Origin of the sequence: Idiomarina rhizosphaerae (assembly GCF_024159085.1) — a bacterium.
GTDB classification, from domain to species: Bacteria; Pseudomonadota; Gammaproteobacteria; order Enterobacterales; family Alteromonadaceae; genus Idiomarina; species Idiomarina rhizosphaerae.
Genome location: NZ_JAMZDE010000003.1, coordinates 182,623 through 198,381 on the forward strand (window position 1 = coordinate 182,623; position 15,759 = coordinate 198,381).

Genomic DNA, 15,759 nt, shown 5'->3' on the forward strand with positions numbered 1-15,759 from the left:
CTATGTCAGCTGCAATTTTATCTATGCTTGGACGCCAGTCCGAGCAACCCTGGGCTAATGGCTCATTATTGGTTATACATCCGGGTGGTGGCGAGTTAGCTGCCTTAACTAATGCCTCGGCCTGGAGCTTTCATGCAGGTCACGCGGCCTATTGGGAAGCTGCCGGGCGTCCGGTTTTTTGCCAAATTCAGCCCCCGAACCTTAATAGCTACGACGGTGTTTTATTTCTGGTAGCGAAGGAAAAAGAGCTGAATCAGTATTTACTGGAACAGTTAGCTTCATTGCCGGCCGGCACTCCGGTATGGTTTGCCGGCGAAAAACGCTCTGGTATTCAACCTTTAATGAGACACTTACCTGCCTGGTTAAGGCCGCCGCAGAAACTTGCTTCGGCAAACCATTGCCTGCTTTTTGCCAGTGAACGCAATGAGCATGATCATCAAAGCGCCTCAATAGACAGTTACGCTAAAACCATTACTTTCGAGTTAAACCAGCAACGGGAATCCTTTGTTACTTTGCCGGGCGTATTCAGCCGTGAGCATATTGACCCGGCGACCTTACTGTTACTGCAGCATATTAAGGATTTACCCAAAGGCCGGGGCATGGATTTTGCCTGCGGTGCGGGAGTTATTGCCAAGCAACTCGTACCACAGGCCACTGAACTTATGGCCTGTGATGTGAGTCCTATTGCCATTGCCGCCAGTGAGATAACACTGGCCAATGAACCAGTAACAACCGAGTTGCGTTTAGCCGATGGCATACCGGACAATGCCGGACAGTTTGATTTCATTGTCAGTAACCCTCCGTTTCATACTGGACAGAAAACCGACTATGAAATTGCTCGTAAATTTATTAGCAATGCCCGGCAACACCTTAATAAAAAAGGTGTTTTTAGAGTCGTTGCGAACCGTTTTCTGCCCTGGCCAGAAGCAATTGAATCGGTATTTGGTAACTGCAGTGTTATAGCCGATGATGGCCGTTATCGCGTTTACCATGCAACTTGTCGATAAATAAGCCGTTTTTTTGTTTAACTGATGCCTTTTTTGTTAACGCTTTGCTAACATTAGTAAACATACAATTTTTCAGAGACTGAGCCGTAGACTGAATGCATACCATTTCACTGAAGCGCATACTGATTTATATCGTGTTGTTGGTCACCAGCTTCGCGCTTCTCGTCGGTTTTACGGTTAATATTGTGAGTCAGGTCGCACAGTATCAGGAGTCATTGCGTGACCAGGCTTTGTCTTATTCCCGCATTGTGGCCGGCAACGCTGCCAGCAGCTTAGTTTTTAATGACAACGCTAACGAAAAACAGCGGCTGAGTTCGTTAGAGAACACCTCGTTTATTCAGCATGTTCATGTCTACAAAATGGATGAAACCAGTAACGAACTGACCTTTTTCTCAAGTTATAATAAAAAGGGTCTGCCCCCTATTCCGGCGCGGTTCGCTAAACTGGATAAACTGACAACACCGCAAACTAACGACAACTACATTGAAGTTTCTCAACCCGTAGTACTGGACGATGAAGTTATTGGCTACGTGTATTTGCGTGGTTCACTGGAACAGGCCCGCTTATTCATGTGGCGCTCAATTGCCATTGCCAGCGTGGTTTTTGTACTGACACTGTTACTTTGCTGGTTAATAACCCTGCGCTTGCGAAAGACCATTGTTACACCATTGGACAGCGTCGTTGATGTGATTTCTCAGGTTGCCCGGGACAAAAATTATTCATTGCGCCTGGCACCGTCAAAGCTGGTTGAATTTGATATGATGGCGCACGCATTTAACACCATGCTCGATCGCGTGCAGCAACACATTAGCCGCCAGCGCAGAGCCGAAGAAGAAGCCAGTCAATTAAATACCGAGCTGGAGCGCCAGGTTACCCAGCGCACTCAGGCACTAAAGGAATCCAACAGCGAGCTGCTTAAAACACTGGAACAATTGCACCAGTATCAGGGGCAACTGGTTGAGTCGGAAAAAATGGCGTCACTGGGTGACATGGTGGCCGGTATTGCTCACGAGGTTAATACACCGATAGGTCTGTCAGTTACCGCTTCCACCCTATTGCAAGACAAGCTAACGATAATGCAGGAGAAGTTCGACGAGAAACGAATTTCAACCTCAGAGTTCGAACGCTTTTTAAGTGATTGCGATGAAAACCTGCAAATTATTTACCGTAATTTGGGACGCGCGGCGGACCTGGTGACCAGCTTCAAGCAGGTGGCGGTTGATCAGTCATCCGAAATTGACCGGGATATTCATATTCCGTCGTTCATGAATGATGTTCTTATTTCGGTTAAGCCCCGACGTCTGGACCCGGAGAAGTTCCCTATCCGCATTTCATGCCCTGAGGGGCTGACGGTACGCGCTAAAGCCGGGCCTTTAAATCAGGTGCTGATTAACCTTATTGTCAATTCTATGATCCATGCTTTTGAGGGGTATAGCAGCGGACGAGTGGACATTAGTTTTACTATGGTAGGTGATGACAAGCTGGAAATGGTTTATACCGACAATGGTAAAGGTGTTCCCAGTGATATTAATCGCAAAATATTTGACCCCTTTGTGACCACCAAACGAGGTTCCGGCGGCAGTGGGCTGGGCCTGCATTTGGTGTATAATCTGGTGACTCAGGTACTGGGCGGGAACATTCACTTTTTCAGTGAAGAAAAGAACGGCGTGGAGTTTATTGTCCGTTTTCCTGTCACTTTGGTCAGCAATGCTTGAAAAATCTCAAACAAAAGTCATAATGTAACGTCATAACTTTTATAAATATAAGTTCAACACCGTACGCACAGCGACGAACTTTCCGGGAAAATCAACGCTTATGAATGCCAGAATACTGATTGTTGAAGACGAAGTTGTTACGCGCCAGACCCTCACACGTCTATTCCAACAAGAAGGCTACGAAGTTTTTGATGCTGCTGATGGCCTGCAAATGGAAAACATCATGCGTCAGGAACGTGTTGACGTCGTAATTATGGACGTCAATTTGCCAGGTAAAAATGGTCTGGAACTTGCGGAATCATTACGTGAAAGCGACAACATTGGGTTAATTTTCTTAACCGGTCGTGACAGCGAAGATGACCGCCTGTTGGCACTGGAATTAGGGGCAGATGACTATCTCATCAAACCTTATAACCCAAAAGAGCTAACAATTCGTGTACGCAACCTGTGCCGCCGCATTGAAGCATCGCGCTCAGGCAGCCCGGTTGAAAATAACAGCGTTGAATTCCAGTTCCATGGCTGGCGCCTGAACAGTGACAGCCGCTGCCTGTACTCACCGGAAAACCAAATGTTTCGTTTGCCGAAAAGTGAGTATCGTGCGTTGGAGTTATTTTTATCTAACCCGGGTCGCATACTTGATCGTGAAACTCTGGTTAAACGCATGCTCGATCGCGAACTGCGTCCGAATGACCGTACCGTTGACGTTGCCATTCGCCGCATTCGTCGGCATTTCGAGTCTCACCCGGAAACGCCGAACTTAATAACCACCATCCATGGTGAAGGCTATCGCTTTATCGGCGAGGTTGATCAGCAAGCTCAGTGATGCTCAGCTAACCAGGCATCAATTTGGCGTCGGTGCGGGATGACCGCATCGGCCCATTCAATTAATAAACGCTCAGCTACCGGCCACTCCCACTCGTCTTTCTCAACTTTTTCCATTAGCTCAGATAACGCAGTTAAACCGACTGAACCGCAAGCTCCTTTGACTTTGTGCGCCTGTTTGCGCAGCTCGTCTTCGTTACGACTTTTAGCAGCCTGATGCAGTAATTGCGCATAGCTTTGAATAATACCGTCAAAAGTCGCCAGCGTTGAATTCACGCCTTCAACACCTAAGGTATCGACGTATTGTTGTAATAGCTCGGTATCTATCGCCGATTTTTCTGCCATCTTTGTGTGCTCCATCAATCCAAAACCCTATCCTCGGCGTATTCCTGTTTTGAGTCAACCACTGTGCAGACAGAATCGATTAGGGCAATCGGTGTCACCTGGTGAAATTCTGCGATATAATGCCCACCTTTAGACTGAGCCTCATTGATCAAGATCAAACAGGCCGGACAATATTCACGACACTTGGAGTTCACAACGAATGCCAACAGTTATGCCCGACGTAGCCAACCAAACCCAGGCCCAGACAGAGGGAGCTCTCGATTGGGTTGGCATGAGCAATATTGAAGTTCCCTTGATGGTGGCAGCAGCCGGCGTACCAGAACGCCCGGTAGCAGCTAAAGTGGAAGCTTTTGTCAATCTGAAAAACCCGAAAACCAAGGGTATTCACATGTCTCGCTTGTATTTGTTGCTGGACAAAATGTCGACCGAAGGCGAGCTCAGTCACGATACTTTGAAGCAACTGCTGAATGACTTTATTGAAAGTCATAAAGACATCAGTGATCAGGCCTTTATTAAGTTTGATTTTGACTATCACCTGCGCCGCAAATCGTTGATTAGCAAAAAGCAGGGCTGGAAAGCTTACCCAGTCAGTTTAACCGGCCGCTACGATGCGGGTCAGTTAAAACTGGAGTTGTCTGTCGATGTCCCTTATTCATCGACTTGCCCTTGCTCTGCGGCTTTAGCGCGCCAGTTAATTCAGGACGCCTTTAGTGAGAAGTTTGCCGGTCAGGAACAGGTGGATGCCAGCATCATGCATGAATGGCTAGGTTCCACCGAAGGTATTGTTGCAACACCGCACAGCCAGCGTTCAGTTGCTGAGGTTAAAGTTGCCTTAAGTGACAGTGTTAATGACTTTCCCATTGTGGAACTCATTGATGCCATTGAAGGGGCTCTTAAAACACCAGTACAAGCCGCCGTTAAACGTGAAGACGAGCAAGAGTTTGCGCGCTTAAATGGCCAGAACCTGATGTTCTGTGAAGACGCATCGCGTCGCTTGCAACACCAGTTAAACCAGATGTCGAATTTCCGTGATTTCTGGTTGCGGGTTAACCACTATGAGTCACTGCACGCGCACGACGCAGTGAGTGTCACGACCAAAGGCGTTCCCGGTGGTTACTCGGCATAACCGGGTTAAGTAAATTCCATAAGCAGCCATAGCTGGCACAGCTTTTGCTTCACACCTCACAGAGCGTCAATTTTCTGATGAGGTGTGAAAAATGGAAATTATCCTGTTGTTGTTTGTTGTGGTGTTAATTGCGGTGGCTATTATTGCCAGCCGAATGTCTGAAAACTATGTGCCCTACCCTTATAAGCTAAAAGACGTTTCCTTGTGCACTGCACAGGAAGATCAGTTTTTAACGCTATTGGAAAAGTCGGTAGGCGACAACTTCCGCATATTCACTAAAGTTCGTTTAAGCGACATTGTTACCGTGCGCTCAGGGTTATCTTCAACCGCACGCAAAGATGCCCACAACAAAGCCAGCCAGCGTATTCTTGACTATGTGTTGTGTGATATTCACACCATGCAGGTTAAAGCGGCTATCGAGCTGGAACCAGGTCAGTCGTCAATGAACCAGCAGAAACGTAACTTATTCCTGAAAAACACCTTAGCCGCAGCCGGACTGCCGTTCCTGCGCTTTAAAGCAAAACCCGGCTATCGCGTGGCTGAGCTGCACGACTACATTCACGGTAAAATCCGTCAGGCTGAACATGTACGCGCCGCGGTACCAACGAATAAAGATAAGAATAACCAGCCGATTGCCGCTTAACTTGCTCCGTGGCAGTATAGCTGCATGAACACGGAACTTTTAACCGACATTTTATTATCACCTGTTGCTCTGGCTCTGCTGGCTTTGCTGGCAGAGCGCTGGTTTCCCTGGCCAGAGCAGTGGCACCCCTTTGCCGTTTTGCGGCTAATGGCCGCCTACATGAGCGGCAAGGTTAACAAACCCAGGCGCCCGGTCGGCCAGCAGCGCCTTGCAGGTTTTTTGGCCTGGCTAACCATGTCACTGCTGGTATTACTGCCTGCAGCCATTGTATTTGCCGGTGCTGAGGTTTCTTTGGCTATTGGCTGGTTAATTTTACTGGTTAGCCTGCGTCAACAACCCGTCAGCCATGCCATCAAACTGGCCGATAGCCATTTGCAACGTGGCCGTAAGAACGCGGCCCGCGCCTGGCTAAGCCGCATAACCTGGCGTGACTGCGATTTACTGAGTGAACACGGCATTGCCAAGACCAGCATCGAACTGCGCGCAACCAGCATTCTGGAGCATCGCTTTACGCCTTTGCTCTTCTGGTTTGTTGGTGGGCCACTGGCGGCACTTGGGATACGAACGCTTTCTGAACTGACTCAGGTTTGGCCGGTTGCACAGGCGCGGTACCGACATTTTGGTCTGGCAACACACTGGCTTCACACCATAACTCATTTCTTACCTTCATTTTTACTGGCCCTGGCAGCCCGGTTTATGGCGCTATTTCAGCGTAATAAATTCAGGCTGCAGCCGTTAAAGCGTAATCCTTTGTTCTCTACTATTTTGCTCAGCTGGCTGCAAAGCTTCAGCTATTGCCACCGAGTAAGTTTGGGCGGGCCTATACAAGTGCAGGGAATTCGTATCGCGAGACAGCGTTTTGAAGGACGCCCCGCCGAGTTGTTAATACCTAGAGCGCCCCGCTGGCAAAGGCAATGGCAGGTTTTTTTCGTTGCTTGTCTGGTTATTGCACTTTTTGCCTTGTTCATTTATCGACCCTGAGTGACTCATCGGGTATACTACGCGCCCTAATAAGCAACCGTTTAATATTATGAAAACCATTGATGTAGTCGGCATTGGCAATGCGCTGGTGGATCAGGAGTTTGAAGTCTCTGAAGACTTCCTGCAGAAGCACGATTTAAAAAAAGGCATGATGGAGCTGATTGATGAAGACGCTCAAAACACTCTGATTGCAGAACTTAGCCAACTGGGCGAATTGAAAAAGCAAAGCGGCGGTGGCTCAGCAGCTAACTCGTTGGTAGCTTTCGCTCAATTCGGCGGCAAAGCCTACTACTGCTGTAAAGTTGCTGACGACGAAGCCGGCATGTTTTACCGTCAGGATTTAGAAAAAATAGGCATAGAAACCAGCCTTCACCAACAGAAGAACCCGGGTACTACTGGGCGCTGTCTGGTTATGGTGACTCCTGACGCCGAACGCACCATGCGTACTCATTTGGGCATAACGGCCGATTTATCTAGCGCGGAAATTGACGACCATGCCATTGCCGCGGCGGACTACCTTTATATTGAGGGTTATTTAATTACCTCGGAAATTGCGCGTGGCGCGATTCAGCATGCAAAAAAAGTGGCACGGGAAAACAATACAAAGCTGGTTATGACTTGCTCTGACCCTGCCATGGTTAAGTTTTTCCGCAGCGGCATTGATGAAATTCTGGATGGTGGTGTCGATTTAATGTTCTGCAACCGTGAAGAAGCAGAATTATTAACAGGTCAAGACGATCCTCAGGCGGCTTTATCCGTATTACTAAAGCAGGCCGACACGGTTGCTATTACCTTAGGTAAAGACGGTGCTGTAATTGCTAACCGTGAACGTCAGGTACATATTCCGGGCGTGCCGGTTAAAGCAATTGATACCAATGGTGCTGGCGATATGTTTGCAGGTGCTATGCTTTATGGTTTAACGCGTAATATGTCGCTGGAAGACGCTGGCCGTTTGGCCAGCCATGCGGCGGCAGAGTTGGTCACCGAATTTGGTCCCCGACTGGATAAAGACAGACAGCAGCAATTAATTGAGCGTGTTATGGACGCTCAAACTGCTTGAATTTAGTTAAAAATTCACTGACAGAAATCACTGAAAAAGAGAGTCGTTATGAGTGCAGAAAATTCGCAAGACTACAAAGTAGCAGATATTAGCTTAGCCGAATGGGGCCGCAAGGAAATTGCGATTGCTGAATCTGAAATGCCGGCGTTGATGACTATCCGCCGTAAATACGCTGACAGCAAGCCGCTGGCTGGTGCCCGCATTATTGGCTGTATTCACATGACTATTCAAACAGCGGTGTTGATTGAAACCTTGCTTGAACTGGGCGCCGAAGTGCGTTGGTCTTCGTGCAATATTTTCTCTACTCAGGATCACGCTGCTGCCGCTATGGCTGCTGCCGGTGTCCCGGTATTTGCCTGGAAAGGTGAAACCGAAGAAGAGTACGACTGGTGCTTAAAGCAAACTTGTCATAAAGATGGCGAGTTGTGGGATGCCAACATGATTCTGGACGACGGCGGTGATTTAACCCTGATGATCCACGATGAATTCCCGCAGATGCTGGAAAAAGTTCACGGCATCACTGAAGAGACCACCACGGGTGTTCACCGTTTGCTGGACATGCTGGAAAAAGGCACTCTGAAAGTACCGGCCATTAACGTGAACGATGCTGTAACTAAGTCAAAAAATGACAACAAGTACGGCTGCCGTCATTCACTAAACGATGCCATTAAGCGTTCTACTGACCACTTATTGTCAGGTAAGAAAGCTCTGGTAGTTGGTTACGGTGATGTGGGTAAAGGTTCTGCCGCCAGCCTGCGTCAGGAAGGCATGATTGTTAAGATCAGCGAAATTGATCCAATTTGCGCTATGCAGGCTTGCATGGATGGCTTTGAAGTAGTTTCTCCTTACCTTGAAGGTAAAAATACCGGTAACGGCGAGAACATTAACAAAGCCTTGCTAGAAAATACCGACCTGATTGTGACCACAACCGGTAATATGGACGTGTGTGACCGTTACATGCTGGCTGCGCTTAAGCCTACTGCCCTGGTTTGTAACATTGGCCACTTTGACAACGAAATTGATACGGCCTTTATGCGCAAAAACTGGCGCTGGGAAGAAATTAAGCCACAGGTTCATAAAATTTACCGTTCAGACGACGACAACGACTACCTGATTCTGTTAGCCGAAGGCCGTCTGGTGAACTTAGGTAACGCAACCGGTCACCCCAGCCGTATTATGGATGGCTCTTTTGCTAACCAGGTACTTGCTCAAATTCACTTGTTCGAGCAGAAATTTGCCGACATGGAAATTAAACAGCAGGAAGAGTACCTGCGTGTAGAGGTTCTGCCCAAGCAACTGGACGAAGAAGTTGCACGTTACATGGTGCAGGGCTTTGGCGGTGTTATCACTAAACTGACAGCGGATCAGGCTAACTACATTCACGTTGATGTGGAAGGTCCGTTTAAGACAGACGAGTACCGCTACTAATGAGCGATATTATTTATCGTGAGATAACGGCTGCCGATATGGCGGCCGTTATTGATCTGGCCAATGAAGTTCATGGTAACAACTACCTGAACGAAGACAGTTTTCAGCAGTATCTGGCCGGCGGAACCCTTGGTGATGTGCAGTTGAACTGGATAGCTCTGCGCGGCGAGACCCCGTTGGGCGTGCGCATTACCCTGGCGCCCGGACAATGGCCAATTGATGATTTTTGCACCCCTGACGCCTGGCCAATTCCAGCCGAGAAGCTGTGCTACTTTAAGTGCGCAGCCGTGTCGGAAAAAGCGCGCGGCCTGGGTATAGGCAAGGAACTGTTGTTCCGTAGTATTGAAGCCGCCAAAGAGCTGGGCTGCCGCGGTGGTTTAGCGCATATTTGGATGCAAAGCCCTAATAACAGCGCCTATGAATATTTCACCCGCTGCGGCGGTGAAATGATTAAGCAACATGAAAAGCGCTGGTACAAAGCCTCAGTAGAAGACGGCTACTACTGCCCAGTATGCGACGGCACCTGCTACTGCGACGCCGGCGAAATGCTGCTCCGATTTGATTTGTAGCCTGACATTTATGTCAGGTGAGACATTGCTCCTGATGTAAACATCAGGCTACGTGCACCCTGTAGCCTGACATTTATGTCAGGTGAGACATTGCTCCTGATGTAAACATCAGGCTACTGGTGGGATGATTATGTATGATCCTTTGGTTAATGCGCCTCCGGGGCCTCATGATGCTCCTGAGCCTAGTTATTGGCAGCAGCATACGCAGGCCGATTTTCCGGAGTGTGTTGATGCGCCGGAGGAAATCGAATTTGCTGTTATTGGTGCAGGTTACACGGGTTTAAACGCGGCTCGGGTTCTGGCTGAAAACGGGCACTCTGTTGCGGTGTTTGAAGCCAACCAGCTGGCCTGGGGGTGTTCGTCGCGTAATGCCGGTTTTGTGATGAAAAGTACTGGCCGACTGGGCTTGTCTGCCTGGGCTGAACGTCTGGGCACTGACATTGCGCAAGGCATTGCCGGTGAACATGAAAAAGCACTGCAACTGGTTGAAGAAACCATAAAAGAATGTCCTCAGCAATGTCAGCGCCAAAATGGCGGTTACCTGAAAATAGCGCACCGTAACAGCGCCGTTGCACCATTGAAACAACAATATGCGCAGCTTAAAAAGTTTAACCAACCCGTTGAATGGCTGACCCAAAATCAACTTTCAGGACTTATTTCAAGCCCACAGGCCCATGCAGCATTACACTTCACCGACTGCTTTGCTCTAAACCCTATGTTACTGGCTGCCGCCACGGCCCGACGGGCTTCTGCCGCTGGTGCGCAATTAGTTGAACACTGCCCGGTAACGCAGGCTGTGTCGCTTGGCGGCAAAGGCGTGTACCTGAAAACCGCGAAAGGCGCTGTACGCGCTCGTAAGCTGTTGGTTTGCTCTAATGGCTATACCTCAGGGCATTTGTTGCCGGAGCTTGCCAGCCGCTCGCTGCCTGTACTTTCTAGCATTATTACCACCCCACCTCTGAGTAAAGAACAAGTTGCGAGCATTAAGCTATCTCCTCAATACGCCATAATGGATACACGTATTCTGAAGTATTACTTCCGCTTACTGCCGGATAACCGGTTGTTGTTTGGTGGTCGTGGTGCCATTCAGGGGAAAAATGCCGCCGACCCGGTTTATGCTAAACGCTTATTGCAGGCCTTGCACCAAACCTTTCCGCAACTGCGGGGAGTGAACAAGTGGGAGCATTTCTGGAGTGGCTGGGTCAGTGTGTCACTGGACGATTACCCGCGAGTAGGCAAAGTGAAAGATAATATCTACGCCAGCATGGGCTACTGCGGGGCCGGTGTCAGCTTTACCGCCCTAGCCGGTCAACGACTGGCAGAAGCCGCCATGGATCAGCCCCTGCCAGAACTGCCTTACTACCAGTCTCAACTCAAACCCTTCCCACTACCCCGCTTCCGGCGCCTGGGTCAATGGCTATACTACCACTACGGCCGCCTGCGCGACTGATCGCGTAGCCTGACATTTATGTCAGGTTAGATATACGACCTGATGTAAACATCAGGCTACGTGCACCCTGTAGCCTGACATTTATGTCAGGTGAGATATTGCGCCTGATGTAAACATCAGGCTACAGGCCGAAAACGATTTTTTCGCTTTTGAGCATTCGGGCTATGTATTTCATGAGTAGCAGTGCGGCAGCCAGAGTGGCTACTGCGCTGATGACCGTTCCCATGACGTTTACGTTCTCACCGCGTATCAGTGACAGAAATGCCTGATGCTGCCCGGTTAATGGCAAGTAGTAGAGAATTGGATTTTTAAGTCGCGCAAATTCGACTCCGAATGACGCTGCCATTGGAATGATCAGCAAGAAGCTGATGTAGGTCTGTGCTTCTTTGAAGTTTTTCGCCCGGAAGGACACGAACAATTGCAGCGCAGTTGCAAACAATGCCAACGGCACCAGCAAAATAAACATCAGCACCATCATGCCGACGCTAAAGTTCACGTTCATGCCAATTTCGTGTAACGGAACGTAGGCAAATATAATGGGTATGAGTACCAGTGACAATATTGCGCCGAACAATGAAAAGGTTGTTGCTGTCAGTGCTTTACCGGTAACAATGTCCCAGGTACTTAGCGGCTGACTCAGCAAAAACTCCAGTGAGTTGCGCTCGCGTTCGCCAGCACTGATATCAATAGCAACGTTCATACCAGACCAGAATACAGACAAGATAATAAATACCAGTACACTGCCCATAATCAAGGCCGCTTTTGAACCCCGGGTTGCTAAGTCTTGCTTTTGCAATTGTATTGGTTGCACGACACGCGGATCCACGCCCCGCAATGTCAGACGATAAGCGGATATTTGGCTCGAATAAGCCTGTATCGCCTGCTCTACTCGTTTTATGTCGGTCTGCTGCTTTTGTGCTGACCAGTCGGCACGTAAAATGACTTCTACCGGTTCTGCTTTACTAACGCTTTCCTGCCATTTTTCCGGCAAAGTTAATACGATAGGTGTCTGTGTTTTGGCCCAGTCATCCTGTTTAGCCACTACACCTTGTTCATTTAAGAACTCGACTAGCTGAGGGGCGTTCTCCTGACCTTTAATCGTTATTTCAACGTCGGCTTTATCGGTCAGCTGTGTTATCAGGAAAAAGAACGCCACAGCCATTAATAAGGGGCCGAAAAACGCATAGGACATTGCCGCTAAAACAGAACGTTTATCACGGATAGCGTCCCGGAACTCTTTTTTCCATACAGAAGTTAATGCACTCATTAGGCTGCTATCCCCTCGTCGGTACCGATAATTTTAACGAAGGCGTCTTCCAGCTGTTGCTCGCCGGTCATATCGCACAGCTCCTGTGGTGTTCCCTCAGCTGCAACTTTGCCTTTTGCCATCACCACCACTCGGTCACATAGAGCGGCAACTTCCTGCATAACGTGGCTGGAAAACAAGATACAGGTGCCCTGAGCGCGTTGTTCGCGCAGCACATCTCTTAAAATTCGGGTACTCATAACGTCCAGCCCGCGGCTGGGTTCATCCAGAATCAAGTGTTTCGGGCTGTGTACTAAAGCCTGAGCCAACGCTACTTTCATCCGCTGCCCTTGTGAAAACCCGGCAGTACGACGGTCTGCAAGCTCTTTAATATCCAGCGTCTCTATCACCTTCTCTACTGCCTGCCTTTGCTCTGTGCTTTTTAGCCCGTGCAGTCCGGCGAAATAAGCTACTTGCTCGCGTACGGTCAGGCGTTCGTATAAGCCAAACTTATCAGGGAATATACCAAGGTTACGGCGTGCACCAATCGGGTTCTGGTTGGCATCAACACCTTCAATCTCAGCTTTGCCGGTATCAGCCTGCAACAACCCGTAAATAATACGCAGACAAGTCGTTTTCCCGGCTCCGTTTGGCCCAAGAAGCCCGGTAATTTCACCATCTTTTGCCTGAAATGAGAGAGAGTCCAGCGCTTGCACATTTTTGAATGTTTTTGTCAGTGCATCTACGTTTATCATTATTTATAGCCCCGCTGCATTCTGGTTCAGCACAAATGGCTTAAGTCTTTGTTCTTTTAAGCAGCTGCCGTCAATATTTTCGATAGAACCTTGCTCGATAAAATCTGCAATAAGCTTATTAGCGCAGGTATGGCTGGCTATGGTATGCCCTGCGTTAGGTGCAACCAGATGTTTACTGTTAGGTAAGGTTCTGTGCGCAATTTCGCCCCATTCCGGAGGCGTCACCGGGTCCAGCTCTCCCGATAACAGCAAAATCGGCTTATCACTAACGACCGGATCGGACCAATAAGATGGCACACTCGATGATTGCCAACCCGCACACATGTCGACAAAGGCATCACCGGTACGGCTGCCAATAAACTCATTGTTGCCGTCCTGCGCGAAAAGCTCAGGAGTCGCCCTTGGCAAATCTTCACCACACACAACCGAGAGCATAAGCCCCAGGTAAATACTGTTTTGTGACATAGTACCGCCCATCAACCCCAGTATTGCATGGTAGTTTCCTTCCGCTGCGGAATGAATAGCGTAAGGCAATAGCTGACGAGTACTGGGGTGATATAAAGCAACACGAATAATTGAACTAAAACGCCCGGGAGTCAGTTTTATTTCCAGCGGCTCAAAAGAGAGAGGGTCACGAGTTTCCAGCAATATATTCTCAGCTTCAAGCTCACTCATCACCTCATAGTATTCTTGATCCAGGTTAGGGAACTTCTCATGACACGGGCTTTGTTCGGAACAGTCTTTGAGCATTTCTTCAAATGCATTGGCTCCGTGTTGACCGAAAGGCCCGATGATTACCTGAGGCGGAGCTACGGCATCGAGGGTAGCCGTACGAACTGAGCTCGGTGCTTCACGTAAATAGGTTAGTCCAACGCGCGTTCCATAAGAGCCGCCATAAAGGTTCAGTTGCTCTATACCTAAATGTTCACGTACTCGTTCAAAGTCTTTAACGGCGTTAACCGTATGATATTGCGTTGTATCTGTATCAGGGTACTGTTCCTGACATTCACGGCTCAAGGCTCTAAGATCCTGCTCATCGTCAGCACGTATCAATTCGTCCGGGCGTTTAATATCACATTCAAGCGGATGACTTTTACCCGTTCCACGCTGATCAATTAGAAGGATATCGCGCTTTTGACGCACCGCTTCGAACATGCGCGCTATCATTGGGGTTAATTCGGTGGCGGCCTGCCCCGGCCCTCCGGCCAGAATGAGCATAGGATCGGCTTGCGCTCCTTCCTGAATAGCGGGAAGAATTGCGTAGTAAATACCAATATGCTTGCCGTCGGGTTGTTCGTAATTTTCAGGAACTGAAACCGTGCCACAGTGCAGTTTCTCCTGCACGCCGGGTAAATAACAGCTCGAAGCTTCATTTATTTTTGTCTGTGCCTGACCGCTATGCGGTATCAGTCCCAGTAACAGTAGCGATAATGCCATCCATTGTTTCATAGCGGTTCCGTTTATATATGCAACGGATCTATTGTCGTAGAGAACAGGGGAGAATTACAAGGTAAGTCACTGATTGATTTGTTAGAAGATGTAAAAAAGCCCGCAAATTTGCAGGCTTTTAGAAAATAGCGTTGTCGGTGCTTAACTTACAGGCCAGCGCGATCTTTAATTGCTACTGCAATTGCACTGCTGCCGTGGCCGTTAGACTGCGCCCATTCGTAGTCGCCTGAAGCTTTTAATTCATCTACTGACAAACGGCCAACAATGAACTCACCAATGTCTTGTGAACCATTTGACATGGCAAATTGCAATAAGCTCTGACCATTACACTGAATACCACTGTAAATATCGCGCACGCGTACACGAGCATCACGTAATTTTTTACGCATACGCATGGTGTCATCACCCTGTACGTATGTGCACAAGCTTAAAGCCAATTCATTTGCCTCTGCGCTCTTTGAAAACGTTACGCCAGTTGCCGCAACGGCAGCCATCATGGTGCCTAATACAATTGCTTTCATCTAAAACCCCATCACAAGATTGTTCAAAAATTCATCAGGATGATACTACGAACTCAAGCTTGCTGCAATGGCTTAAAATGCATGTAAGTTACTGAATTTATAACTTCTTATTAACTTACTCTGTCGAAAATAAGAGTACTAAAGTTATGAGAATTGCGCTCATCAGCGGCAAAGTTTTGCCGCTCTACCTCTTGCCAGTCGGCGACTTGATGATAATCAGGAAAGTAAGTATCACCCTCAACATTTAGTTCTATTTTAGTAACATATAGTCGGTCTGCGAGGGGTAAAAATTTTTCATAAATTTTTCCTCCGCCAATCACCATCAGCTCATCAACCGGACCTGCAGCAGCTATTGCCTGTTGTACCCCGGACACCCAAACCACCTGACTGTCCTGATTTTCCGAACGATCCGTTCGACGACTTAGAACGATATTTTTGCGCCCAGGCAAAGGACGACCAATTGACTCGAAAGTCCGGCGCCCCATAACAATTGGCTTACCTAAGGTAATTTTTTTGAAATATTGCAACTCGTCCGGCAGGTGCCACGGCATTTTGTTATCTTTTCCGATAACCCGATTATCGGCCATAGCAACCACGAGTGATATTTTCATTCGACGATACCCTTAATGCGTAGCCTGACGT

Annotated in this window: 16 protein-coding genes; 10 read left to right on the forward strand and 6 right to left on the reverse strand. The window is 48.4% G+C overall.

The window, feature by feature from the left end; translation table 11 throughout:
- Window positions 1–2: 2 nt before the first annotated feature.
- The 3 genes from NJR55_RS03225 (at window position 3) to arcA (ending at window position 3,545) form a co-directional block, all read left to right on the forward strand.
- Window positions 3–1,007 (forward strand): class I SAM-dependent methyltransferase, encoded by a 1,005-nt coding sequence (locus tag NJR55_RS03225; RefSeq protein ID WP_253617798.1) that lies wholly within the window; start codon window positions 3–5, stop codon window positions 1,005–1,007.
- A 95-nt stretch (window positions 1,008–1,102) separates the two neighbouring features.
- On the forward strand, window positions 1,103–2,722 hold the full coding sequence (locus NJR55_RS03230; protein ID WP_253617799.1) for an ATP-binding protein: 1,620 nt from the start codon (window positions 1,103–1,105) through the stop codon (window positions 2,720–2,722).
- Window positions 2,723–2,822: 100 nt separating this feature from the next.
- On the forward strand, window positions 2,823–3,545 hold the full coding sequence (arcA, locus tag NJR55_RS03235) for a two-component system response regulator ArcA (RefSeq protein WP_034818483.1): 723 nt from the start codon (window positions 2,823–2,825) through the stop codon (window positions 3,543–3,545).
- On the opposite strand, the gene NJR55_RS03240 is transcribed toward arcA, so the two are convergent.
- A complete protein-coding gene (locus tag NJR55_RS03240; RefSeq protein ID WP_253617800.1) occupies window positions 3,539–3,889 on the reverse strand; it encodes an Hpt domain-containing protein in 351 nt (116 codons plus the stop codon). The genes arcA and NJR55_RS03240 overlap by 7 nt on opposite strands.
- A gap of 199 nt (window positions 3,890–4,088) precedes the next feature.
- Between NJR55_RS03240 and folE2 the strand changes: the two genes are divergently transcribed.
- The 7 genes from folE2 to NJR55_RS03275 all read left to right on the forward strand — a co-directional run bounded on the left by folE2 (window position 4,089) and on the right by NJR55_RS03275 (window position 11,146).
- Window positions 4,089–5,015 carry a GTP cyclohydrolase FolE2 gene (folE2, locus tag NJR55_RS03245; RefSeq protein ID WP_011233750.1) on the forward strand — a complete coding sequence of 309 codons (927 nt, stop codon included), beginning with the start codon at window positions 4,089–4,091 and terminating at the stop codon, window positions 5,013–5,015.
- 91 nt (window positions 5,016–5,106) lie between these two features.
- Window positions 5,107–5,658, forward strand: a complete 552-nt coding sequence (locus tag NJR55_RS03250; protein ID WP_253617801.1) for a DUF2726 domain-containing protein — start codon at window positions 5,107–5,109, stop codon at window positions 5,656–5,658.
- Window positions 5,659–5,682: 24 nt separating this feature from the next.
- A complete protein-coding gene (locus NJR55_RS03255; RefSeq protein WP_253617802.1) occupies window positions 5,683–6,639 on the forward strand; it encodes a cobalamin biosynthesis protein CobD/CbiB in 957 nt (318 codons plus the stop codon).
- A gap of 49 nt (window positions 6,640–6,688) precedes the next feature.
- Window positions 6,689–7,699 carry an adenosine kinase gene (locus NJR55_RS03260; protein ID WP_253617803.1) on the forward strand — a complete coding sequence of 337 codons (1,011 nt, stop codon included), beginning with the start codon at window positions 6,689–6,691 and terminating at the stop codon, window positions 7,697–7,699.
- Between the two features lie 48 nt (window positions 7,700–7,747).
- A complete protein-coding gene (gene ahcY, locus NJR55_RS03265; RefSeq protein WP_253617805.1) occupies window positions 7,748–9,127 on the forward strand; it encodes an adenosylhomocysteinase in 1,380 nt (459 codons plus the stop codon).
- Window positions 9,127–9,696, forward strand: coding sequence for a GNAT family N-acetyltransferase (locus NJR55_RS03270; protein WP_253617807.1), 570 nt, complete (start codon window positions 9,127–9,129; stop codon window positions 9,694–9,696). The genes ahcY and NJR55_RS03270 overlap by 1 nt, the downstream gene beginning before the upstream one ends.
- 130 nt (window positions 9,697–9,826) lie before the next feature.
- The gene (locus tag NJR55_RS03275) at window positions 9,827–11,146 is read left to right on the forward strand and encodes an NAD(P)/FAD-dependent oxidoreductase (protein ID WP_253617809.1); all 1,320 of its coding nucleotides are present in this window, start codon (window positions 9,827–9,829) and stop codon (window positions 11,144–11,146) included.
- Window positions 11,147–11,267: 121 nt separating this feature from the next.
- Here NJR55_RS03275 and NJR55_RS03280 read toward each other — a convergent pair whose 3' ends face one another.
- From NJR55_RS03280 to folA, 5 genes are all read right to left on the reverse strand, one after another.
- Window positions 11,268–12,413: an ABC transporter permease gene (locus NJR55_RS03280; RefSeq protein ID WP_253617811.1), complete on the reverse strand. Its 1,146-nt coding sequence runs from the start codon at window positions 12,411–12,413 to the stop codon at window positions 11,268–11,270.
- Complete coding sequence (locus NJR55_RS03285; protein WP_253617813.1) at window positions 12,413–13,147, reverse strand: ATP-binding cassette domain-containing protein; 735 nt, start codon at window positions 13,145–13,147, stop codon at window positions 12,413–12,415. The genes NJR55_RS03280 and NJR55_RS03285 overlap by 1 nt, the downstream gene beginning before the upstream one ends.
- A 3-nt stretch (window positions 13,148–13,150) precedes the next feature.
- A complete protein-coding gene (locus NJR55_RS03290) occupies window positions 13,151–14,596 on the reverse strand; it encodes an alpha/beta hydrolase (protein ID WP_253617815.1) in 1,446 nt (481 codons plus the stop codon).
- A 146-nt stretch (window positions 14,597–14,742) separates the two neighbouring features.
- On the reverse strand, window positions 14,743–15,117 hold the full coding sequence (locus NJR55_RS03295) for a DUF3718 domain-containing protein (RefSeq protein ID WP_011233740.1): 375 nt from the start codon (window positions 15,115–15,117) through the stop codon (window positions 14,743–14,745).
- Window positions 15,118–15,227: 110 nt separating this feature from the next.
- Window positions 15,228–15,728, reverse strand: coding sequence for a type 3 dihydrofolate reductase (gene folA / locus NJR55_RS03300; RefSeq protein ID WP_253617816.1), 501 nt, complete (start codon window positions 15,726–15,728; stop codon window positions 15,228–15,230).
- Between the last annotated feature and the right edge of the window lie 31 nt (window positions 15,729–15,759).